The following is a 22562-nucleotide window of genomic DNA, read 5'->3' as shown; positions in this document are numbered from 1 at the left end:
CGCCTCCCTCAGCGCAGCTTGGGGTCGAGGGCGTTGCGTACCGCATCGCCGAGCATGATGAACGCGAGGACGGTGACCGACACCATGAACGACGGGATCATGAGGATGGAGGGCTGATTGCGCAGCTGCTCCTGACCCGAGGAGATGTCGACGCCCCACGACACGGTGGGCTCCGCGAGGCCGATGCCCAGGAAGGACAGGGTGGCCTCGGCCGAGATGTAGCCGCCGAGCGCGATCGTGGCGACGACGATCACCGGGGCGATGGCGTTGGGCACGATGTGCTTGAGCAGGATGCGCGGGGTGGAGGCGCCGAGCGCCTTCGCCGCCTGCACGTAGTCCGCGTTCTTGATGGTGAGTACGGAACCCCGGGCCACACGGGCGATCTGGGTCCAGCCGAGGAACGCGAGGGCCAGGATCACCACGTACAGCGCACGCACCTCGAAGGAGGTGAGGACGACCATGGCGCCCAGGATGAACGGGACGCCGAAGAAGATGTCCGTGATCCGGGAGAGCAGGGTGTCGATCCAGCCGCCGAAGTAGCCGGCCAGCATGCCGACCACGGTGCCCAGGAGCGTCACGATGGCGGTGACCGCGACGGCCACGGCGATCGAGGCACGGGCGCCGTAGATGACACGCGCGTAGATCGAGCGGCCCTGGACGTCGTAGCCGAGCCAGTCCTTGTCGAAGACGTTGCCCCACTTGGGCTTCTGGAGGTAGTAGTCCAGGTTCGCGTAGCGGGGGTCCGCGCTGGTGAACAGGCCCGGGAAGAAGGCCATCGTCAGCAGCAGCGCGATGAGGACCGCGGAGGCCACGAACAGCGGGTTGCGGCGCAGGTCGTGCCAGGCGTCGGACCAGAGGCTGCGCGGCTTGGCGGCCTTCTCGGGCGCGGGGGCCGCGGCCGTCGGCTCGGTGGCCTTCTCGTCCTTGACGGTGAGTGCCTCAGGCATAACGGATCCTCGGGTCCAGGACCGCGTAGAGCAGGTCGACGAGCAGGCTGGCGACAAGGTAGATGACCACGATGAGGGTCACGATGCCGACCACGGTGGAGCCTTCACGGCTCTTGAGCGCGCCGAAGACGGTGTAACCGACGCCCTTGACGTTGAAGATGCCCTCGGTGACGACGGCGCCGCCGAGCAGGGCACCCAGGTCGGTGCCGAGGAAGGTGACCACGGGGATGAGCGAGTTGCGCATCAGGTGGACGCCGATGATGCGGCGCTTGGGCAGACCCTTGGCGACCGCGGTGCGCATGTAGTCCGAGCGCAGGTTCTCCGCGACCGAGGTACGGGTCAGCCTCGCCACGTAGGCCAGGGAGAGGGAGGCCAGGACCGTCGCCGGGAGGATGAGTTCGCCCCAGGGGGCGGCGTCACTGACGTTGGGGTCGACCCAGCCCAACTGGTGGGCGAAGAACGACTGGGCGACGAGGCCCAGCACGAAGGAGGGGACCGAGATCAGGAGCAGCGTCAGGATGAGCAGCCCGCGGTCCCGGAGGGTGTCGGCTTTGAGACCGGCGAAGATGCCGATCGAGATGCCGGCCACCACGACGAACGTGAAGGCGAACAGGGCGAGCCTGATCGTGATCGGGAACGCCTCCGAGATGATCTCGGCCACCGGCCGCCCACTGGCGATCTGGGTGCCGAAGTCGCCCTGGAAGAGGTTCACCAGATAGTTCCAGTACTGGTGCCAGAGCGGAAGATCGAGCCCGAGGTCCTTCTTCAACGCGGCGATCTGCGCCGGGTCGACGGTCTGTTCGCCTGCGAGGGCGCGCACGGGGTCACCGGGCAGCGCGTACATCATGCAGAAGACCAGCAAGGTCGACCCGAGGAAGACCGGGATCATCTGGAGCAGTCGCCTCGCGACATAGCGCCCCATGTGTGCCTCCGTGTGAATACTGCGGCCCAGGGGCCGCTCCCGGTCGGGAGCGGCCCCTGGGCCTGCCGCCAGATGCGGTGGCGGGTAATGGCCGAGTGAGGGTGGCCCGCAGGCTGGGGGCTACTTGGTGGTGACGTCGGTCAGGACGTACTCACCGTGGAAGTCGAGGTCGACGTTCGCGACTTCCTTGGAGTGACCGCCGTTGGTGCGGTACTGCCACAGCGGGATCGCCGGCATCTTCTCGACGAGCATCTTCTCGGCGTCCTGGTACAGCTTGATGGACTCTTCCAGGGTCTTGGCGTTGTCACCCTTGCGGAAGGCCTCGTCGACGGCCTTGTCCTTGAAGCGGCCATTGTTCGACTCGGCGTTGCTGTCGTACAGCTCGCGCAGGAAGTTGACGTTCAGCGGGTAGTCCGCGATCCAGCCACCGCGGTAGGCGCTCTTGACCTTGTCGGCGTCGCGGGCCTCCAGGTCGGTCTGGAAGTCCGGCTTCGGGTCGCCGATGCAGTCGACTCCGGTCGCGTTGCGGATCGACTCGCAGACGGCCGTGACCCACTCCTTGTGGCCGCCGTCGGCGTTGTACTGGATCCACATCTTGTTGCCGGGGACGCCGCCGTTGTCCTTGACGAGCTGCTTGGCCTTCGTCGGGTTGAACGTGAAGACGTCCGTGTCCAGCTCCTGGTAGCCCTCGACGCCCTTCGGCGTGAAGCCCTTCAGCGGGGTACGGGTGTTGTTGAGCACCGTCTTGGTGATCTGGTCACGGTTGATCGCCATGGACAGACCCTGGATGACCTTCGGGTCGATGCCCTTGAAGGTCTTGCTGTAGAAGGCCGGCACCAGCGTCTGGACGCCCGCGAACTCCTTGTCGACCACCCGGTCACCGAGGTCCTGGTGGTACTTCGGGAGGTCCTTGGGGCCGACCTGCCTGATGATGTCCAACTTGCCGGACAGCAGGTCCTGGTACGCGGCCTCGACGGTCGAGTAGTTCTTGAACTGGATGCCCTTGTTCTTGGCCTTGTTCGGACCCTGGTAGTCCGGGTTGGCCTTGACCTGGATGAGCTTCTTGTGGTCCCACTTCTCGAAGATGTAGGGACCGTTGCCGATCGGCTTCTGGGCGAAGCCCTTCGGGTCGTTGTAGAAGACCTTGGGCAGCGGCGCGAAGGTCGAGTAACCGATCTTGTACTCGAAGTACGGGACCGGCTTCTCCAGCTCGATCGTGAACGTCGTCTCGTCGACGACCTTCAGGCCCTCCATCTTCTCGGAGGTGGCCGTCTTGCCCTCGCCCGGGTTGACCGACTTGAAGCCCTTGATGTCCGAGAACCAGGGCGCGTTCTGCACCTTGTTCTTGGCAGCGGCGTACCAGTTCCAGGCGTTGACGTACGACTCGGCGGTGACCGCCTCGCCGTTGTGGAACTTCCAGCCCTTCTTGAGCTTGACGGTCCACGTCTTGCTGTCGTCCGACTTCACGGACTCGGCGTTCGTGTAGACGATCTTGCCGGCCTCGTCGAACGTCAGGAGCTGCGTGAACACCGAGCGGATGACGTACGCGCCCTGGGACTCGTTCGTGTCACCCGGGTTGAGCGGCTTCTGCGGCTCCGTCAGGTCCATGGAGATGTAACCGGCGGGCTTGGACTTGTCCTTGCCGGTCGAGCCCGTGTCACCGCCGCCGTCCGAACCGCCGCAGGCCGTTGCCGAGAGAGCGACGACTATGGCACCTGCAACCCACTTGGCACTCTTTGCACCGCGCATGGGTTCCTCCTCATGAGTCCACTGATCACTTAAGAGGGGGTACAGGAGGATCTCGCCGACACCCCTGACGACGAAGGTTCCCGCACCCCGAGTGTGCTCGTGAGTCGGCGCTCCCCACAGCGCGTGACCCATTGACCCGAGCTCAATGGAGCCAACTATTAAGTACGCCCGGACCGTAAACCACACTTAACGGGTCTCGTTTTGACAACATCACTTACCACCGAGTGCCCGAAATACGGACAAAGCGAGCGTAGACAGACACCCCCGAAACGGACTGTTAACGCAACTTCCGGAGAGTGTGGACCGATATCCGGACACTCGGGTCATGAAAACGACTTGACCGACGGCGCGGATCGTCGACGTGAGCCCGTCCGGGCGTACGGAGGGCCCGGCACCCCTCGGGGTACCGGGCCCTCCGTGCATGGCGGGCGAAGCGGTCGGCCTGTGACGGCCGGTGCTCGGCGGCTGCGCGTGGCGCGCGGGACGCTTAGCGCTTGGCGCGCGAGGCGGTGCGGCCGCGCTCCTTGGCGTCCAGGACGACCTTGCGGATACGCACGGTCTCCGGGGTCACCTCGATGCACTCGTCCTCGCGGCAGAACTCCAGGGACTGCTCCAGGGAGAGCTTGCGGGCCGGAACCACGTTCTCCGTGGTGTCCGCGGAAGCCGCACGCATGTTGGTGAGCTTCTTCTCCTTGGTGATGTTCACGTCCATGTCGTCGGCCCGCGAGTTCTCACCGATGATCATGCCCTCGTACACCTCGGTGCCGGCCTCGGTGAAGATGACACCGCGCTCCTGGAGGTTGACCATCGCGAACGGCGTGACCGAGCCCGCGCGGTCGGCGACCAGCGAGCCGTTGTGACGGGTGCGCAGGTCGCCGAACCACGGCTCGTGGCCCTCGAAGATGGAGTGCGCGATGCCGGTGCCGCGGGTCTGCGTGAGGAACTCCGTACGGAAGCCGATGAGGCCGCGGGACGGGACGATCCACTCCATGCGGACCCAGCCGGAGCCGTGGTTCGTCATGGTCTCCATGCGGCCCTTGCGGGTCGCCATGAGCTGCGTGATGGCGCCGAGGTGCTCCTCCGGCGAGTCGATCGTCATGCGCTCGATCGGCTCGTGCTTCTTGCCGTCGATCTCCTTGGTGACCACCTCGGGCTTGCCGACGGTCAGCTCGAAGCCCTCGCGGCGCATCTGCTCGACCAGGATGGCCAGCGCCAGCTCACCGCGGCCCTGCACCTCCCAGGCGTCGGGGCGCTCGGTGTCCAGGACGCGCAGCGAGACGTTGCCGACCAGCTCGCGGTCGAGACGGTCCTTGATCTGGCGCGCGGTGACCTTGTGGCCCTTGCCGCCCTTGCCGACCAGCGGCGAGGTGTTGGCACCGATGGTCATCGAGATCGCCGGCTCGTCGACCGTGATCAGCGGCAGCGCGATCGGGTTCTCGGGGTCGGCCAGGGTCTCGCCGATCATGATGTCCGGGATACCGGCGATGGCGCAGATGTCGCCCGGGCCGGCCACCTCGGCGGGCTTGCGGGTGAGGGCCTCGGTCATCATCAGCTCGGTGATGCGGACGTTGGACATCGTGCCGTCGCGCTTGATCCAGGCCACGGTCTGGCCCTTGCGCAGCTCGCCCTGCTCCACGCGGCAGAGCGCGATGCGGCCGAGGAAGTTGTCGGCGTCGAGGTTGGTGACGTGCGCCTGAAGCGGGGCGGCCTCGTCGTACTCGGGTGCCGGGACGTGCTGGAGGATCGTGGTGAAGAACGGCTCCAGGTTCTCGCTGTCCGGCGGGACGGTGCCGTCCTCCGGCTTGGTCAGCGAGGCGACGCCGTCACGCGCGCAGGCGTAGACGATCGGGAACTCGATCTGGTCCTCGTCCGCGTCCAGGTCCAGGAACAGGTCGTACGTCTCGTCGACGACCTCGGCGATCCGGGAGTCCGGGCGGTCCGTCTTGTTGATGCAGAGGATGACCGGCATCTTCGCGGCCAGCGCCTTGCGCAGCACGAAGCGGGTCTGCGGCAGCGGGCCCTCGGACGCGTCGACCAGCAGGACGACCGCGTCGACCATCGACAGGCCGCGCTCGACCTCACCACCGAAGTCGGCGTGACCGGGGGTGTCGATGATGTTGATCGTGATGACGTCGCCGCCATCCTTCGGGTGGTACTTCACCGCGGTGTTCTTGGCCAGGATCGTGATGCCCTTCTCACGCTCCAGGTCGTTGCTGTCCATCATGCGGTCGTCGAGCGACTCAGCGGCGTGCGCGGCGAAGGCGCCGGCCTGCTTGAGCATGGCGTCGACCAGGGTGGTCTTGCCGTGGTCGACGTGGGCGACGATGGCAACGTTACGGATGTCGTGGCGCGTGGGCATAGGTGGCTTAACGCTTCTCTCGATCGGGGGATGCGGCGTCTCGTTCCTCGTACGCCCACCGGGCGGACGCGCCACGGCTTACCCCATGGTACGGGGCTGTCGCGGGACGGGCTTCCCGGGCCGATCGTGAGGGGGTACCGCGGGGGTGGGGTGGGGGTCCCGCGAGCTGGGGGGGGAGGCTGGGTTCCGGGTCAAGGAGTCAGTGACGACCTTGCCCGCCGGAATCCCGGCGGGCAAGGAAATTGAGCCGAAACTGAGCTGATTCTCAGATCCCGAGACGCATGCTGACCTGCAACTCCGCCCCTATTTGCGGTTACTTGCGCGCATCTTTGGCCGAATCGGGCTTCTTGAATCCGATGTCCTGGTAGCGGGGCGAGGAGAACCCGAAGGCGCCCGCGTTCACGAGGTTCGGCCTGACGGCGACCAGCTCGGGACGCTGGTAGAGCGGAATGGACCCCGCCGCCGCCCAGATCCGCTGGTCGGCCTTCCTGACCAGCTCGCGGGCCGCCTCCTCGTCGAGCTCGGCGGCGGCCTGGTCGAAGAGCTGGTCGATGTGGTCGGTGCCGACCCGGGTGTAGTTCTGCTCGACGAGCAGCGAGCCGTCCGCGGCGGGCTCGGGCTTGGCGAAGATCGGCCGCCCGTCGGTCGCGGGGTAGGCGGTGCCCGGCCAGGAGTAGAGCGCCAGGTCGAAGTCGCCGGAGGCGATGTGGTCCTTGAAGTAGCTCGCGTCCTCCACCTTGGTGATCTCGGTGCGTACGCCGATGGTCTCCAGCATCCGCGAGATCCGGGCGCCCACGGTGCGCAGCGCCGCCGAGCCGGGGTCGGCGGGCAGTACGAAGCGCAGCGACAGCGGTTTGCCGTTCTTGCCGACGAGGAGGGGCGCCTTCGCGGAGCCGGCCGCCGCGTCGCCCTCTCCGGCGGCGCGGGGGGCCGCCGTGCCGCGCGGGGCGTAGGCGCCGGCCATCCCGCCCTTCTTCTCCTGTGCCTCGGTCTTGCTGTCGGTGCGGTCGTCCTCCGCGTACGGGGCGCGTTGCCACTGCGGGGCGGCGAGGGTGTCGCGGCGTCCGGGCGCCGGGGCCAGGACGTAGGTCCCGGACCGGACGCGGAAGGGGTCGTCGCCGCTCTTCCCGTCGCCGCTCTTCCCGTCTGCGTCCCTGCCCGTGTCCTCGCCGCTCTTCCCGTCGTCCCCGACGATGTACATCCCGTCGTCGGACGCCGCGTCGCCGTCCTTCTTCGCCTGCTCCGGCTTCTTCTTCTGCTCGTCGGAACGGCTGCCCGCGCGGCCGGCGTCCGCCGTGCGGGCGGCCCCGTCCCGGGTCCAGCCCGCCTCGGCGAGCAGGGTCTGCGCGGCGCCGGTGTCCTGGCTGCCGAGTGCGTCGCTGCCGTCGGCGTACGAGTCCTGCCCGGCGAGGGCGAGGTGACTGCCGAGCGCGGCGGCGGGCAGTCCGAGCGGTTTCAGGACGGTCTCGGCGATCTCCTGGCGGTTCAGCGCACGGGCCACGGCGCGGCGCACCCGCTCGTCGGCGAGCGGACCGGAGGCGCCGTTCAGGGCGAGCTGGGTGTACGCGGGCTCCAGGGACTTCCGTACGGTGAAACCGCGCAGGGCGCGCTGCTCGTCCTCGTACTGCCGGCGGGCCGTACGGGCCTTCGCGCGAACCTCCTGTTCGGCCTCGGCCTCCTCCTCGTCGACGGCGCCGTGCGCCCGCGCCCAGGAGCGGAGCGCCTGGGCGGGCGTGGTGGAGGAGCCGGGACCGTGGGTCAGGCGGGCCTTGCCGCCCTCCTTGGCCGCGCGCTCGATGCGTTCCAGGGCGCTCGGGTCGATCTCGGCGATGTCGAGGCGGCCCGCGGCGAGCGCGGAGGCGCGCTTGTCGCGGGGGACCTCGCGCAGTACCAGTTTGTCGAGCTTCGCGGGCTTCCCCCACCAACGCGGGTTGCGTTCCAGGACCACGGAGCCGTCCTCGCGGTCGGGGTTCGCCGGGCGGAAGGGGCCCGCGGTCTGCTTGAGGCCGGCGCGCGAGCCGTCGTTGAAGGCGTTGGGGGTGCCCATCACGGCCTTCGGGTACAGCGGGGTGAACAGGGAACGCCAGTCGGCGTACGGCTTGGCGTAGGTGACCTTCACCTCAAGGTTGTCGGCGCCCTTCTCGATCTTCTCGATGCGCTCGTAGCCCGCGTTGCGCGCGGTCCAGAACGCCGAGTCCTCGCCGCGCAGCGCCCGCCACTGGGCGACGAAGTCGGCTGCCCCGATCTCCCGGCCGTCGCTCCACACCGCCTGCTGGTTGATCTTGTAGAGGACGACCTGCTTGGGTTCGCGCTCGATGATCGAGGCGTCTTCCAGGAAGTCCGGGTTGCGCTGCGGCCTGCCCGCCTCGTCGAGCACGAACAGGGACGGCAGCACCGCGCCCGCGACGCGCGCGGTGGTGGCGTCGGCGTCGGCCTGGAAGGCGTTGTAGGTGGGCGGCATCGAGTCGACGGCCCAGTCCAGGGTGCCCCCGTCGGCGACCTGCTCGCGCTGGGCCGCGGCGAGGTCCGCCGAAACCGCCGTCACCCCTCCCGTCGCCTCCTCGTCCTCGGATCCGCCGCACGCGGCCAGTGCGGGGAGCGCGAGCACACCGCTGGTGAGGAGCGCGAGCCCGCGGCGGGCGCGCGAGGACCTCCGGGGACTGAACCGGCGGCTGGGGCGCCCGCTGGGGAAGCCGACGTCGGACATGGCTGGACCTCCAGGCTGACCCGGTCCATTCCTTGCGGAATGGGCCGTTGCATTCGCGTTCGGTGGGTTATGAGCTGATCACATTTGTTCGTGCTGCTGGCCCACTGAAAGGGACCTCGCGCGGGCGGCGGCGACGACACGTCGGGCATCCGGGGAAGCCCACCCGTGCGGCCCAACGGGGCGGGCGGCGGGGCGTCGGCGGGGGCGCGCGGGACGGATGCGCTCCGCGCGGCGGCGTACGCACTCTTCACAAGGAGGGATGTGACGCGCGACACTCCAGGCGCGGATGCGTTGCCGACCGCACCGCGGAAGCGAGGGCAATTCATGTCCCTGAAAGACGAGTTGACGGACCTTCAGCAGTGCCTTGACCGACTGGACCGGACGGTCCTGCGGGTGGCGGCGGAGGTGGGCGACAGCCTGGAGATCCGCCGGATCCGCACGGACGCGGCACACCTGCGCGAGAGCGTGGCGCTGCTCGGGGCCCCGACGCCCGCAGCGGGTGCGGGCGGACCGCCACGGGTCGAACTGATCACGATCCCGGACGCGCCGTACGACAGCGCACTGTGGACGGACTCGGACGACGAGGGGCTGGGGGCTCGGGACCGGCACGCGCCGTGAGGGGGTGCGGCGGGGTGAGCGCGCGGCTTCGTCGCCCCGTGGCCCCCGAGGCGCGCAGCGTGCCCGTGTCCCCACGGGACTCGGGCGACAGCCCCCGTGCTCCCGCGCGCCCAGCCGTCCCGGCGTAGCGCCCGCCCGTATCCGTGACCGTCCCCGACCCCTGGAGCCCCCGTTGGCCACAGGCACCGATCCCGCAGCCCGTTCGCCGCGCACACCCGGCACGGGCGTGCGCGGCGCGTCCCGCGCCGCCATTTCCGCCCGCCACCTGCGCACCGACCGGTGGTGGCTGAGTCCGGCCCTGACCGCGGCCGGGCTGTTCGCCTTCGTCGTGTACTCGACCTGGCGGGCCTTCGCCAACGGCGACTACTACGCCGCCCCCTACGTCTCGCCCTTCTACTCCCCCTGCCTCGCCGAGAACTGCATCCCCATGAAGGGCGGGCCCAACTGGGAGATCTTCGGCAGCTGGTGGGGGCTCTCGCCCGCGCTGCTCATCCTCATCTTCCCGCTCGGATTCCGGCTGACCTGCTACTACTACCGGAAGGCCTACTACCGGGGGTTCTGGGCCTCGCCCCCCGCCTGCGCGGTCGCCGAGCCGCACAAGAAGTACTCCGGCGAGACCCGCTTCCCGCTGGTACTGCAGAACATCCACCGCTACTTCTTCTACGCGGCGGTGCCGGTCGCCGGAATCCTCACGTACGACACGGCGCTCGCCTTCCGGGACGAGAACTACGAGTGGGGCCACATGGGGCTCGGCACGCTCGTCCTCCTCGTCAACATCGCGCTGATCTGGGCGTACACCCTGTCCTGCCACTCCTGCCGGCACATCGTCGGAGGGCGGCTGAAGCACTTCTCCAAGCACCCGGTGCGTTACCGGCTGTGGGGCTGGGTGGGCAGGCTGAACGACCGTCACATGCACTTGGCGTGGGCGTCTTTGATCAGCGTGGCGGCCTCCGACTTCTACGTCTACCTGCTCGCTTCCGGCGCCTTCGAGGACCCGCGCTTCTTCTAACACTTGGAGCCTTCTCACAATGACTCAGCTGGAGCGGCAGGAGTGGGACGTCGTCGTGGTGGGCGCGGGCGGGGCCGGGCTGCGGGCCGCGATCGAGGCGCGCGAGCAGGGCGCCCGTACCGCCGTGATCTGCAAGTCCCTGTTCGGCAAGGCGCACACCGTGATGGCCGAGGGCGGCATCGCCGCGTCCATGGGGAACGTGAACTCCAAGGACAACTGGCAGGTGCACTTCCGCGACACCATGCGCGGCGGAAAGTTCCTGAACCAGTGGCGGATGGCGGAGCTGCACGCCCGTGAGGCACCGGACCGGGTGTGGGAGCTGGAGACATGGGGTGCGCTCTTCGACCGGACTCCGGACGGGCGGATCTCGCAGCGGAACTTCGGCGGCCACGAGTACCCGAGGCTGGCGCACGTCGGCGACCGTACGGGCCTGGAGCTGATCCGCACCCTTCAGCAGAAGATCGTGGCACTCCAGCAGGAGGACTTCCGGCAGAGCGGCGACTACGAGGCGCGCCTGAAGGTCTACCAGGAGTGCACGGTCACACGGGTGCTGCTCGACGAGGAGCGCGTCGCCGGCACATTCTGCTACGAGCGCGAGTCGGGGCGCTTCTTCGTCCTGGAGGCCCCGAGCGTGGTCATCGCCACCGGCGGCATCGGCAAGTCCTTCAAGGTGACGTCGAACTCGTGGGAGTACACCGGCGACGGCCACGCGCTGGCCCTGCTCGCGGGGGCGCCGCTGCTCAACATGGAGTTCGTGCAGTTCCACCCGACGGGCATGGTCTGGCCGCCGTCCGTGAAGGGCATCCTGGTCACCGAGTCGGTCCGCGGGGACGGCGGCGTACTGCGCAACTCCGAAGGCAAGCGGTTCATGTTCGACTACGTGCCGGACGTCTTCAAGGACAAGTACGCGCTGACCGAGGAGGAGGGCGACCGCTGGTACGAGGACCCGGACAGCAACCGGCGTCCGCCCGAGCTCCTCCCCCGCGACGAAGTCGCCCGTGCCATCAACTCCGAGGTGAAGGCGGGGCGCGGCACCCCGCACGGCGGGGTCTACCTGGATGTGTCGACGCGGATGCCCGCCGAGACGATCCGCCGCCGGCTGCCGTCCATGTACCACCAGTTCAAGGAACTGGCCGACGTCGACATCACCGCCGAGGCGATGGAGGTCGGGCCGACCTGCCACTACGTGATGGGCGGTATCGCCGTGGACTCCGACACGGCGGCGACCCGCGGCGTGCCGGGCCTCTACGCGGCCGGAGAGGTCGCCGGCGGTATGCACGGGTCGAACCGGCTCGGCGGGAACTCCCTGTCCGACCTGCTCGTCTTCGGACGCCGGGCCGGGCTGCACGCCGCGCAGCACGCGTTCGAGCACGCCGGCGCGCTGCGGCCCCGGGTGGACGAGGCCCAGGTCGACGCGGCGGCGGCCGAGGCGCTGCGGCCGTTCAGCGCGGAGGGTCCGGAGGCGGGCGCGGCGGAGACGGGGCGCCCGCCGGAGAACCCGTACACCCTCCACCAGGAACTCCAGCAGACGATGAACGACCTGGTCGGCATCATCCGCAAGGAGGGCGAGATGGCCCGCGCCCTGGAGAAACTGGCCGAGCTGCGGGTCCGGGCCCGGCGCGCGGGCGTCGAGGGGCACCGCCAGTTCAACCCGGGCTGGCACCTGGCGCTGGACCTGCGGAACATGCTGCTGGTCAGCGAGTGCATCGCCCGCGCCGCCCTGGAACGCACCGAGAGCCGCGGCGGCCACACCCGCGAGGACTTCCCCGCCATGGAGCGGTCCTGGCGGCCGGTGAACCTGCTGTGCCGGCTGACCGACCCGGCGGCCGGGGCGGTGGCCGCCGATCCGGCGCCGGTGGACCCCGCGCGCGGCCAGATCGAACTCACGTCGACGACCACCGAGCCCATCCGCCCGGACCTGCTCGCCCTCTTCGAGAAGGAGGAGCTGGTCAAGTACCTCGCCGAAGAGGAGCTTCACGAGTGACCACTTCTGCCTCTGCCAAGTACGTCGCCGACTTCAAGGTGTGGCGCGGGAATCAGGAGGGCGGCGGACTGGAGGACTACAGGGTCGCCGTGAACGAGGGCGAGGTCGTCCTGGACATCATCCACCGCCTCCAGGCCACCCAGGTGCCCGACCTGGCGGTGCGCTGGAACTGCAAGGCGGGCAAGTGCGGTTCGTGCAGCGCGGAGATCAACGGGCGGCCCCGGCTGCTGTGCATGACCCGGATGTCGACCTTCACACCGTCGGAGACCATCACGGTGACGCCGCTGCGCGCGTTCCCCGTCGTACGGGACCTGGTGACGGACGTGTCCTTCAACTACGCGAAGGCACGGGAGGTACCCGCCTTCGTCCCGCCCGAGGGGGTGGAGCCGGGTGCGTACCGGATGCAGCAGATGGACGTGGAGCGGTCGCAGGAGTTCCGCAAGTGCATCGAGTGCTTCCTGTGCCAGGACACCTGCCACGTGGTGCGTGACCACGAGGAGAACAAGGAGTCCTTCGCCGGGCCCCGTTTCCTGATGCGCATCGCCGAGCTGGACATGCATCCGCTGGACGCGGCGCACGAGGCCGGGCTCGACCGCAAGCGCACGGCCCAGGAGGAGCACGGGCTCGGCCTGTGCAACATCACCAAGTGCTGCACGGAGGTCTGCCCGGAGAACATCAGGATCACGGACAACGCGCTGATCCCGTTGAAGGAACGGGCCGCCGACCGCAAGTACGACCCGCTGGTCTGGCTGGGGAACCGGATTCGCCGCCGTCCGGCCGGGCGGACGGAATAGCTCCGGCAGCGGACACGCTGCACAGGGCATGTGGAACAGTGACGAACTCGACCTCGACGGCTACCTGACGCGGCTGGGGCACGAGGGGGACCGCTCCCCCACCCCGGCCAACCTGCGCGCCCTGCACCGCGCCCATGTGCTGAACGTCCGCTGGGACAACCTGTCCGCGTACCTCCACGGAGACGTTCCCCTGGACCTGGCCGCCCTCCAGCGGAAGATGGTCTCCGGCCGGGGCGGCGGCTACTGCTTCGAGCATGTGACGCTGTTCGCCGCCCTGCTCGAAGCCCTCGGGTACCGCTTCTTCGTGGTGCAGGGGCGGGTCGTCATGGGCAGTACGAAGATGCTGCCGACGACGCACGCGATGCTGGTCGTCGGGTTCGACGACGGGTCCCGGTGGCTGTGCGACGTGGGCTTCGGGGCGAGCATGCTGGAACCGGTCGAGCTGGTGGAGGGGCCGGAGGGCGTCGAGGTGGCGCAGGACGCGTGGACGTACCGGCTGCGGCGGCAGGAGGTCACGCCCGGTGCGGTCGGCTGGGCGATGTACCAGCCCGCCCAGGGCCCGGACACCGACGACGGCACCGGGTGGATGGTGCGGCACACGGTGACGCTCGACCCGCAGTACCCGGTCGACCTCCGCACCACCAACTTCTTCGTGGCGCTCAGCCCCCATTCCCCCTTCAGTCGCCGCCTCTTCGTGCAGCGGGTGCTGCCCGACCGGCTGCACGTCCTGGACCACCTGGAGCTCACGTCCAGCCACCCGGACCCGTCGCTGCCCACGGAGACCCGCGAGCTGGAACCGCACGAGGTGCCCAAGGTCCTGGCGGACGTCTTCGGCATCGAGCCGAGCGAGGAGGACGCGGCACTGCTGGTCGAGAAGCTGACCGCATCGTAGGCAGGCGGCCGGGGCGCGGCGCCGCGGGGGCCGTCCGTACGGGCACGCCTGCCCCGCGCCCGCGCGCACCCGGCTCGGGTCTCTCCGTGCCCCCACACGCGCCCGCACCCGGCTCGCGCCGGTCCGGGGCCCGTCATAGCCTCCCCCTGTGACGCTTCCCGAGTGCCGTTCCCGGATACCCGGCGCGGTCGGCAGCCTCCGGCCCGCCGCCCTGCTGGCCGTTCTCCTGGCCGTGGCCGCCTGCTGGCTGGCCGTCCCGCGGACCCCCGCACACGCCGTGCGCGCCGAAGGCCCCGTCCGTCTCTCGGACGGCCAGATCACCGACAAGGCCGGCGCCCTCGGCAACAGACGCGGCGAGGTCGCCGAAGCACTCGACCGGCTGTACGCGGACCACCGCATCCAGCTCTTCGTCGTCTACGTCCGTGACTTCTCCGGCAGGTCCTCGCAGAGCTGGGCCGACACCACCGCCACCCGCAACGGTCTCGGCCGCGACGACGTCCTCCTCGCGGTCGCCACCCGCGACCGCCAGTACGCGTACTCCGTGGACGACGCGTCCCGCCTCACCGACGCACAGCTCGCGGAGGTCTCCGCGAACGCGGTCAAGCCGGCCCTGCGGGAGAACGACTGGGCGGGCGCCGCCATCGGCGCGGCCAACGGGTACGCCGCCGTGCTCGTCGGGCAGGCCGTCCCGACACCCACCCTCGTCCCCGGCACCAGCGACCCCGGCGCCGAGGACGGTGCGGCCGGGGACCTGGTCCTCCCGGTCGTCGCGGTCGGCGGCGCGGGTGCGCTGGCCGCGTACGCGTACAGCAGGCGCAGGAACCGGAAGCGGAAGGACGGGACGGGCGTGGACGCCGCCGGGCGGGCCCCCGCTCCCGCCGCCACCCCGTTGCCCGAGCTCGACGGCCGCGCCAAGCAGGCGCTCGTCGAGACCGACGACGCCGTCCGCACGAGCGAGGAGGAACTCGGCTTCGCCACCGCCCAGTTCGGGGAGGAGGCGGCCCGCCCCTTCGCCGACGCACTCGCCTGCGCGAAGGGCGAGCTCACCGCCGCCTTCCGCATCCGCCAGCAGCTGGACGACGCCTGGCCCGAGGACGATCCGACGAAACGCAGGATGCTCGACGAGATCCTCGCCCGCTGCGCCGAGGCCAACCGCCGCCTCGACGCCGAGTCGGAGGGCTTCGACCGGCTGCGCGAGCTGGAACGCAACGCGCCCGCGGCCCTGGACGCCGCCGAGGCCGCCTTCCGGGAGCTGACCGGCCGTACGAGCACCGCCGAGGCCACGCTCGCCGCGATGTCCGGCCGGTACGCCGACTCCGCCGCCGCGCCGGTCGCCGGGCACGTCGAGCAGGCCAAGGACCGCCTGGTCTTCGCGACGGAGAACCTGAACCTGGCCCGGCAGGCGCTGGTGGCCGACGACAACGGCAGGGCCGCCGTCTTCGTGCGGGCCGCCGAGGGAGCCGTCGGTCAGGCGGCCACCCTGGTGGACGCGGTGGAGCGGCGCGCCCTCGAACTGGCCGAGGCGGTGGGTCACCTGGAGGGCGCGCTCACCGAGACCGACACCGATCTCGCGGACGCCCGCGGGCTGCTGGACGGTACGGCTCCGGGCGCGGGGACCGCAGACCTCCGGGGCCGCATCGCCCGCGCGGAGGCCGTCGCCGGGAGCGTTCGTGAGGAAGTGAGGGCGGGGCGGTACGACCCGATCGACGCGCTGCGCCGGGTCGAGGAGGCGGACGCCGCCCTCGACGCGGCCCTGGCCGGGGCGCGCGAGCGGGAGAGCACGGGCCGGCGGGCCAGGGACCTGCTCGGACAGGCGACGCTGACCGCGCGTGCGGCGATCGGCGCGGCGGCCGACTTCATCACCACGCACCGGGGCGCGGTCGGCAGTCAGGCCCGCACCCGCCTCGCGGAGGCCCAGCGCCACCTGGAGCTGTCCACCGCGCTGGCGGGGCAGGACAACGCACCGGACGCCCTCGCCGAGGCCCAGCAGGCGGACGCCCTCGCCCGGCAGGCCCAGGGCCTGGCCGAGCAGGACGTACGCGGGTACGGCGGCGGCTTCGGCGCCGGCGGCATGGGCGGCGGACAGGGCGGCGGCCTGAACGGCGCGGTCCTCGGCGGCATCATCCTGGGCGGGATCCTCAACGGCGGACGCGGCGGAGGGGGTTACGGGGGCGGTTTCGGCGGCGGCGGATTCGGCGGCGGCCCCGGCAGCTTCGGCGGCGGGGGCACGAGGGGGCGCAGGGGTGGTGGCGGCCGGTTCTAGACACGTACACGCACCACGTCACCTCCCCCAGCACCCGCGGAACCCCGAAGGAGTCTTAATGACGAAGTCAAGCCGCCTGCGTGACCGGCGGAGTGGAGGTGAAGATCCGTCCGTCACGCAGCAGTGCCCACAACACGCTCGCCCGTCGGCGGGCCAGGGCGATGACGGCCTGGACGTGTTTGCAGCCCTCGCCCCGCTTTTTGAGGTAGAAGTCCCGGTTGGGCCCCTCGCGGATGATGCTGGTCTGCGCGGACATGTAGAACACCCGGCGCAGGCGGCGGCTGTAGCGCTTGGGCCGGTGCAGGTTGCCCGTGCGGCGGCCGGAGTCGCGCGGGACGGGCACCAGTCCGGCCGCCGAGGCCAGGTGGCCGGCGTCGGTGTATGCCGACAGGTCGCCCGCGGCGACAACGAACTCGGCACCGAGTATCGGGCCCATGCCGGGCAGGGACTCGATGATCTCCGCCTGCGGATGGCTGCGGAATGTCTCGCGGATCTGCTTCTCGATCCGCTTGAGCCGGTCGTCCAGGGCCAGGATCTGCGCCGCCAGGTCGGCGACGATCTGAGCGGCGACATCCTCTCCGGGCAGCGCGGTCTGCTGGGCCTGCGCGGCCTCCAGGGCGGTCGCGGCAACCGTATCGGCACCCCGGACACTGCGGTTGGCCAACCACGCCGTAAGCCGAGCCCGCCCGCGGCGACGGATGGCGGCCGGGGTCTGGTAGCCGGTCAGCAGGACCAGGGCGCCCTTGTGCGCGCTGTAGTCGAAGGCCCGCTCCAGGGCGGGGAAGACGCCGGTCAGCACGTCGCGCAGCCGGTTGATCATCCTCACCCGGTCGGCCACCAAGTCGGATCGGTGGGCGGTCAGCAGAGCCAGGTCGGCGGCCAGCCGGGCTGGCACGTCGATCGAGGCGAAGTCGTTGCGGTGGCGAGCGGTTTCGGCGATGACGTAAGCGTCGCGGGCATCGGTCTTGGCCTCGCCCCGGTAGGCGCCCGACATGCGGTTGACAGTCCGGCCGGGCACGTAGACGGCCTGCTGGCCGTGGGCAGCCAGCAGGGCCAGCAGCAGCGCGGAGGACGTGCCGGAGATGTCCACCGCCCAGTGGACCTCGTCCGCCAGGCCCAGGATTTCGCCAAGCGCTGTGAGGATCGCCGACTCGTCGTTCTCGATCTTCTTCGACCACAGGGTCGCGCCGGTCCCGTCGACCACCGCCGCCCAGTGATGGCCTTTCCCCGCGTCGATGCCGGCCCAGACCTGGGCGTGCCGCTTACTCACTTGCCCCTCCTCGTTCCGCACAGCATGCCGTCAGCCCGAGGAACACCCCGCCGTCATCTCCGTAATCAGCGACCGCACACAGCGCGCACATCTCAATCAGCAGCCAGGGTGCCCCGGAGAGCCGGACGGCCACTCCTTCGGAGCCACAACTGGCAAGACCCGATCAGCCACATCCGGCCCTCCCGGGCCGCCCAACAACTTACGGAGCACCCGATGTCCAAGCAGACCGTACTCGGCCGTGTCACCCAGCTCGCGAAGGCCAACATCAACGCCCTCCTCGACCAGGCCGAGGACCCGCAGAAGATGCTCGACCAGCTGATCCGCGACTACACCAGCAACATCGCGGAGGCCGAGGAGGCCGTCGCCGCCACGATCGGCAATCTGCGGCTGCTGGAGCAGGACCACCGCGAGGATGTCGACGCGGCCCGGGAGTGGGGCGCCAAGGCGCTGGCCGCCAGCCGGAAGGCGGACGAGCTGCGGGCGGGCGGTTCGGCCCCCGACGCGGACAGGTTCGACGACCTCGCCAGGGTCGCCCTGCAACGGCAGCTCCAGGCGGAGAAGGAGGCGAAGACCGCCGAACCGACGATCGCCGCACAGACCGAGGTGGTGGCCGGTCTCAAGGACGGGCTCACCAGGATGAAGGCCAAGCTCGCCGAGCTGACGTCCAAACGGGACGAGCTGGTGGCGCGTGCGAAGTCCGCGCAGGCCCAGAACACGATGATGGACGCCGTCAAGAACATCGACGTCCTGGACCCGACGAGCGAGCTGAGCCGTTTCGAGGACAAGGTGCGGCGCGAGGAGGCGAGGGCGCTCGGCAAGCAGGAGCTGGCGGCGTCGTCGCTGGACGCACAGTTCGAGCAGTTGGACAGCCTGGGCGACGACGCGGAGATCGCGGCCCGGCTGGCCGCCCTGAAGAACACGTAGCGGGGACCGTCCCCCGGCACGGACGGCCGGGCGGCCCCGCCACCGCCCGGCCGGTGCCCGACGGCCCCGCCGCCCGGCCGCGCCCGACGGCCTTGTGGACCCGCATGCCCGGCCCGCACCCGGGGGCGCCGCGGCCTCAGTACATGCTCAGCAGCTGCTCCACGCTCAGCTCGGCCGCGTTCGGGGACTCGCCGTCCGGCAGGGCGAGTTCGAACCACACCGTCTTGCCCCGGGGGGTCCGCCGCGCCCCCCAGGCGGCGCTGAGCAGTCCGACCAGCTGGAGGCCGCGTCCGCCCTCGTCGGTGTCGCGGGCGCGCCGCCGCCGGGGCTGGACCAGGCCCGCGTCCCACACTTCGCACACCAGGGTGCGGTCGCGCAGCAGCCGCAGTCTGACCTCGCCCTCGCCGTACCGCAGTGCGTTCGTGACCAGTTCGCTGACCAGCAGCTCCGTGGTGTCGACCAGTTCTTCGAGGTCCCAGGACTGGAGCTGCGCACGGGCCAGTTCACGGGCCCGGCCCACCGAACGCGGCTCGCGCGGCAGCCGCCAGTCGCCGACGGCCTCCGCCGGGAGCCCCTGGATGCGGGCCATGAGGAGCGCGATGTCGTCCTCGCCGTGCCGGGTGTCGAGCGTGGTCAGTACGTGGTCGCAGACGTCCTCCAGAGGACGCACGGGCCCGCTCAGGGCCGTACGGAAGTCGCGCAGGCCCTCGTCGAGCGGGTGCTCGCGGGACTCGACCAGGCCGTCCGTGTAGAGGGCGAGCAGGGACCCCTCGGACAGCTCCACCTCCACCTCCTCGAAGGGTTCGCCGCCCACGCCCAGCGGCATGCCCGGCGGGACGTCCAGGAGCAGCGGCTCCTCCCCCGGCTCGACCACCACCGGCGGCAGGTGCCCCGCGTTGGCGAACGTGCAGCGGCGGGTGACCGGGTCGTACACCGCGTAGACGCAGGTCGCGAGGTACACCTCGGAGAGGTCCGCCTCGCGGGACTTGTGCGCGGCCCGGGACGCCTGCTGGGCCCCGCTCGGAGTGCCGAGGCCGCGCGCGATCTCGTCCAGCGCGGAGAGCACCTCGGCGGGTTCCAGGTCCAGGAGGGCCAGGGTCCGTACGGCGGTGCGCAGTTCACCCATCGCGACCGCGGCCCGCAGTCCCCTGCCCATGACGTCCCCGACCACCAGTGCCGTGCGGTGGCCCGGCAGTTCGATGACGTCGAACCAGTCGCCGCCGACCTCGGTCGCCGTGTTCCCGGGCAGGTAGCGGCAGGCGATGTCGAGTCCCGCCGCCTCCGGGTCCCCCGGCGGCAGCAGGCTGCGCTGGAGGATCAGGGCGCGTTCGTGCTCCCTGCGGTAGAGGCGGGCGTTGTCCATGCAGACGGCGGCACGCGACGCCAGTTCGGTGGCCAGTGCCCGGTCGCGCTCGCCGAAGGGTTCGCTGCCCTTCGTACGGGAGAACTGGACGAGTCCGATGACGGTGTCGTGGGCGACCATCGGCACGGCGAGCGTGGAGTGCACGAGGTCGCCCTCGTCGCCGTTGACCGCGCGGGCCCGGCCGGTGCGCAGCGCCTTCGCGCAGGGGGTGCCGGAGGGGTAGCGGTGGACCGAGCCCACCGTGATCTCGGCGGGGTCCTCGCCGGGCCCGACACAGCCGGGCATGGCCAGCGGGGCGTCGGAGACTGCGCTCGCGAAGGCGACCCGGCGCAGTTCGGCACTGCCGTCCGTGACGCCGGGCGGGGCCTCGTCGCCGGTGAGCAGCCCCTGGTAGAGGTCGACGGAGGCGAGGTCGCAGAAGCCGGGGACGGCCACGTCGAGGAGTTCGCGGGCGGTGGTCTCCAGGTCGAGGGAGTTCCCTATCCGGGCGCCGGCCTCGTTGAGGAGGGCGAGGTTGCGCCGGGCGTCGGCGGCCTCGCGGGCGGCCCGCTGGCGGCGGGTGACGTCGGTGGCGAGTCCCGCGACGCCGACGGGACGGCCGGAGCCGCTGTGCACCCGGTAGAGGTTGACCGACCAGTGGCGGCGTTCGGTGCTGCCGGGTTCGGTGCCGGTGATCTGGATGTCGGTGATGGACTCGCCGGTCTCCAGGACGCGGGCGAGCGCGGTGTGCACCCGGTCGGCCTCGGGGGCGGCCAGGTAGTCGTGCACGGAGCGGCCACGGTGGTCGTCGGCGGTGCCGCCGAACACCGAGGCGAAGCGGCGGTTGGTGCGCTGCACCGTGAGGTCCGTCCCGAACAGCAGGAAGCCGAAGGGAGATTGACCGAAAATTGCCTGCGAAGCAGCGAGGTCGGTTTCGATGCGGCGCAGGTCGGTGACGTCCACCACGAGACAGAGCGCACCGCGCTCCCCTTCGGGGGTCTCGCTCGGCATCACATAGATTTCCGCGATCCCCTCCGCACCGCGGGTGTCGCCCGCCGCGTTCGGGGCGTCCGGCATCCGGAACGGGACGAGCCCCGTCCACTCCTTGCCGTCCAGGATCTCGGCCACCTGCCGGTGCCCGTCCCCGCGGTGCCGCTCGGGCACGAAGACCTCGACCGGGTCGCGTCCCACGACCTGGCGCGCGGAGAGCCCGAAGAGTTCCTCGGCCCGCCGGCTCCACTGCTCGACCAGCCCGTCGGCCCCGAGCGAGAAGGACGCGAGCCGGATGTAGTCGTAGACGGACCCGGGCGGACTGCTCTGCCACAGGGCGGTGCCCGTCACGGCGCCCGCGAAGGCGTCCCGGGCGTCCGCAGCACCCTGCGTACCGCCTGTCCCCGCGTCGGGCTGACGCCCCTCCGCCGGTATCTCGTTCACACGACCGTCCCCTCCAGCTCACCTCACCGGAACCGGCCCGACCCGCAGTATTCAGCACTACGGGCCCGGGCGGCACGGCGTTCACGATCGCGACGTTCTCCCGGCTCTCTCCCGGCCCTTTTCGGCCGTCCTGGCGCCGCGCAGTCCGTGCCGTCGTGATCGAAAGTCCCTTCAGACTTCTAACCGGGCAGGGCCAGCTCGAACCACACCGTTTTCCCTGTCTTTCCACGCCGGGTGCCCCAGCGCCGTGCCGAGCAGGCCACCAGCTGCATCCCGCGCCCTCCCTCGTCGTCGGGGCCCGCTGCCCGTGCACGGGGCGGATCCGAGAGCGGATCCGAGACCTCCACCCGCAGGACGGCGCGGGCGGGCCCGGCGGTTCCGGCGGTGGGGGCCGGGGTGTCGAGCCTCACCAGCCGGACACCGATGGGCCCGGACGCGTGCTGCAGGGAGTTGGTCACCAACTCGCTGACCAGCAGTATGCTCACATCGGCCAGTTCGTCCAGCCCCCAGTCGTGCAAGGCGTCGCGGACGGCGTGCCGTGCGGTGCGCACCGCGTCGGGCTCGGCGGTAAAGGTCCAGTCGGCGCGGGCGCCTTCGGTGTCGAGCACGCCGACCACATCCCAGAGCAGCAGCAGCGGACCCCCATGAGGAACGTCCCTTTTTCGGGGGGTTAATCAGCACATACCCGATATCGGGCGCCCTCTATCCAGGGAACGGGTGCACTGTGGCACGAACGGCGTACGGTACGGCCCGCGCGCCGCATCCCGTTGCCCCGCTCGGCCCTCCGCGCGCCGGGCGCTGCCGGCCCGTGCGCCGCCGGAGAAACGGCCCACCGCGGTGCGGTGCGCCCGGGCGGCGCACACCCGCGCACGGACGCCGCCCGATACCCCCTACACCGGCGTCGTACGCAGCAGGCGCACGGCCTCGGCGACCGCCGGGCGGTCCTGGTCGAGCCAGTCCACCGTGTCGCCGTCCTCGGGGCCGAGCCAGCGCAGTTCGTCGTGGTCCTCCAGGGGGCGGGGTTCGCCGGACAGCAGCCGGGCGGTCCACACCTGGAAGACGTACCCGGGCTTCAGCGGCCACTGGCCCGGGATCCGCTCGACCGGCTCGATCTCCACGCCCAGTTCCTCGCGCAGTTCGCGCACCAGCGCCTGCTCGGGCGTCTCGCCCGGCTCGCACTTCCCGCCGGGCAGCTCCCAGCGGCCGGCCAGTTCCGGCGGGGAGCTTCGGCGGGCGGCCAGCAGCCGGCCGCGATGAAAAAGGGCTCCGCCCACGACAAGTCGTTCCGTCATGGGCGGAGCCTACGGGTGGAAGGCCACGTCTCGGTAAATTGATCGGATCCACCGAG

The 22562-nt window shown here is 70.7% G+C and carries 16 protein-coding genes; 7 read left to right on the top strand and 9 right to left on the bottom strand.

What is annotated here, in order from left to right; translation table 11 throughout:
- Positions 1–8: 8 nt before the first annotated feature.
- The 5 genes from HNQ79_RS08600 to HNQ79_RS08580 all read right to left on the bottom strand — a co-directional run bounded on the left by HNQ79_RS08600 (position 9) and on the right by HNQ79_RS08580 (position 8684).
- On the bottom strand, positions 9–947 hold the full coding sequence (locus HNQ79_RS08600; protein ID WP_185028625.1) for an ABC transporter permease: 939 nt from the start codon (positions 945–947) through the stop codon (positions 9–11).
- The gene (locus tag HNQ79_RS08595; protein WP_185028623.1) at positions 940–1869 is read right to left on the bottom strand and encodes an ABC transporter permease; all 930 of its coding nucleotides are present in this window, start codon (positions 1867–1869) and stop codon (positions 940–942) included. The genes HNQ79_RS08600 and HNQ79_RS08595 overlap by 8 nt, the downstream gene beginning before the upstream one ends.
- 120 nt (positions 1870–1989) lie before the next feature.
- Positions 1990–3618: a peptide ABC transporter substrate-binding protein gene (locus tag HNQ79_RS08590; RefSeq protein ID WP_185028621.1), complete on the bottom strand. Its 1629-nt coding sequence runs from the start codon at positions 3616–3618 to the stop codon at positions 1990–1992.
- 487 nt (positions 3619–4105) lie between these two features.
- Positions 4106–5977, bottom strand: a complete 1872-nt coding sequence (typA, locus tag HNQ79_RS08585; protein WP_185028619.1) for a translational GTPase TypA — start codon at positions 5975–5977, stop codon at positions 4106–4108.
- A 313-nt stretch (positions 5978–6290) separates the two neighbouring features.
- Positions 6291–8684, bottom strand: a complete 2394-nt coding sequence (locus HNQ79_RS08580) for an ABC transporter family substrate-binding protein (RefSeq protein WP_185028617.1) — start codon at positions 8682–8684, stop codon at positions 6291–6293.
- 324 nt (positions 8685–9008) lie between these two features.
- Here HNQ79_RS08580 and HNQ79_RS08575 point away from each other — a divergent pair, with 324 nt between their 5' ends.
- The 6 genes from HNQ79_RS08575 to HNQ79_RS08550 all read left to right on the top strand — a co-directional run bounded on the left by HNQ79_RS08575 (position 9009) and on the right by HNQ79_RS08550 (position 16244).
- The gene (locus tag HNQ79_RS08575) at positions 9009–9302 is read left to right on the top strand and encodes an Rv0250c family protein (RefSeq protein WP_185028615.1); all 294 of its coding nucleotides are present in this window, start codon (positions 9009–9011) and stop codon (positions 9300–9302) included.
- 172 nt (positions 9303–9474) lie between these two features.
- Positions 9475–10311 carry a succinate dehydrogenase subunit SdhC gene (gene sdhC, locus HNQ79_RS08570; protein WP_185028613.1) on the top strand — a complete coding sequence of 279 codons (837 nt, stop codon included), beginning with the start codon at positions 9475–9477 and terminating at the stop codon, positions 10309–10311.
- 19 nt (positions 10312–10330) lie between these two features.
- Positions 10331–12295 carry a fumarate reductase/succinate dehydrogenase flavoprotein subunit gene (locus HNQ79_RS08565; RefSeq protein WP_185028611.1) on the top strand — a complete coding sequence of 655 codons (1965 nt, stop codon included), beginning with the start codon at positions 10331–10333 and terminating at the stop codon, positions 12293–12295.
- The gene (locus tag HNQ79_RS08560) at positions 12292–13089 is read left to right on the top strand and encodes a succinate dehydrogenase/fumarate reductase iron-sulfur subunit (protein ID WP_185028609.1); all 798 of its coding nucleotides are present in this window, start codon (positions 12292–12294) and stop codon (positions 13087–13089) included. Before HNQ79_RS08565 ends, HNQ79_RS08560 begins: the two co-directional genes overlap by 4 nt.
- A gap of 28 nt (positions 13090–13117) precedes the next feature.
- Positions 13118–13981 carry an arylamine N-acetyltransferase family protein gene (locus tag HNQ79_RS08555; RefSeq protein ID WP_185028607.1) on the top strand — a complete coding sequence of 288 codons (864 nt, stop codon included), beginning with the start codon at positions 13118–13120 and terminating at the stop codon, positions 13979–13981.
- A gap of 148 nt (positions 13982–14129) precedes the next feature.
- The gene (locus HNQ79_RS08550) at positions 14130–16244 is read left to right on the top strand and encodes a TPM domain-containing protein (RefSeq protein WP_229923313.1); all 2115 of its coding nucleotides are present in this window, start codon (positions 14130–14132) and stop codon (positions 16242–16244) included.
- Between the two features lie 67 nt (positions 16245–16311).
- Here the strand turns inward: HNQ79_RS08550 and HNQ79_RS08545 are convergent, their stop codons facing one another.
- Positions 16312–17514: an IS110 family RNA-guided transposase gene (locus HNQ79_RS08545; RefSeq protein WP_185028605.1), complete on the bottom strand. Its 1203-nt coding sequence runs from the start codon at positions 17512–17514 to the stop codon at positions 16312–16314.
- A gap of 213 nt (positions 17515–17727) precedes the next feature.
- Here HNQ79_RS08545 and HNQ79_RS08540 point away from each other — a divergent pair, with 213 nt between their 5' ends.
- Entirely contained in the window at positions 17728–18438 is a 711-nt protein-coding gene (locus HNQ79_RS08540) for a PspA/IM30 family protein (protein WP_185028603.1), read from the top strand.
- 136 nt (positions 18439–18574) lie between these two features.
- On the opposite strand, the gene HNQ79_RS08535 is transcribed toward HNQ79_RS08540, so the two are convergent.
- The 3 genes from HNQ79_RS08535 to HNQ79_RS08525 form a co-directional block, all read right to left on the bottom strand.
- Positions 18575–21106, bottom strand: a complete 2532-nt coding sequence (locus HNQ79_RS08535; RefSeq protein WP_185028805.1) for a SpoIIE family protein phosphatase — start codon at positions 21104–21106, stop codon at positions 18575–18577.
- 287 nt (positions 21107–21393) lie between these two features.
- Entirely contained in the window at positions 21394–21831 is a 438-nt protein-coding gene (locus HNQ79_RS08530) for an ATP-binding protein (protein WP_185028601.1), read from the bottom strand.
- 273 nt (positions 21832–22104) lie between these two features.
- The gene (locus tag HNQ79_RS08525; protein ID WP_185028599.1) at positions 22105–22506 is read right to left on the bottom strand and encodes a (deoxy)nucleoside triphosphate pyrophosphohydrolase; all 402 of its coding nucleotides are present in this window, start codon (positions 22504–22506) and stop codon (positions 22105–22107) included.
- Positions 22507–22562 lie beyond the last annotated feature (56 nt).

The sequence above is a fragment of the Streptomyces candidus genome (genome assembly GCF_014207445.1).
Lineage (GTDB): Bacteria > Actinomycetota > Actinomycetes > Streptomycetales > Streptomycetaceae > Streptomyces > Streptomyces candidus.
The sequence above is the reverse complement of the archived record's forward strand: the minus strand, read 5'-3'. Positions and strand labels throughout refer to the sequence as shown.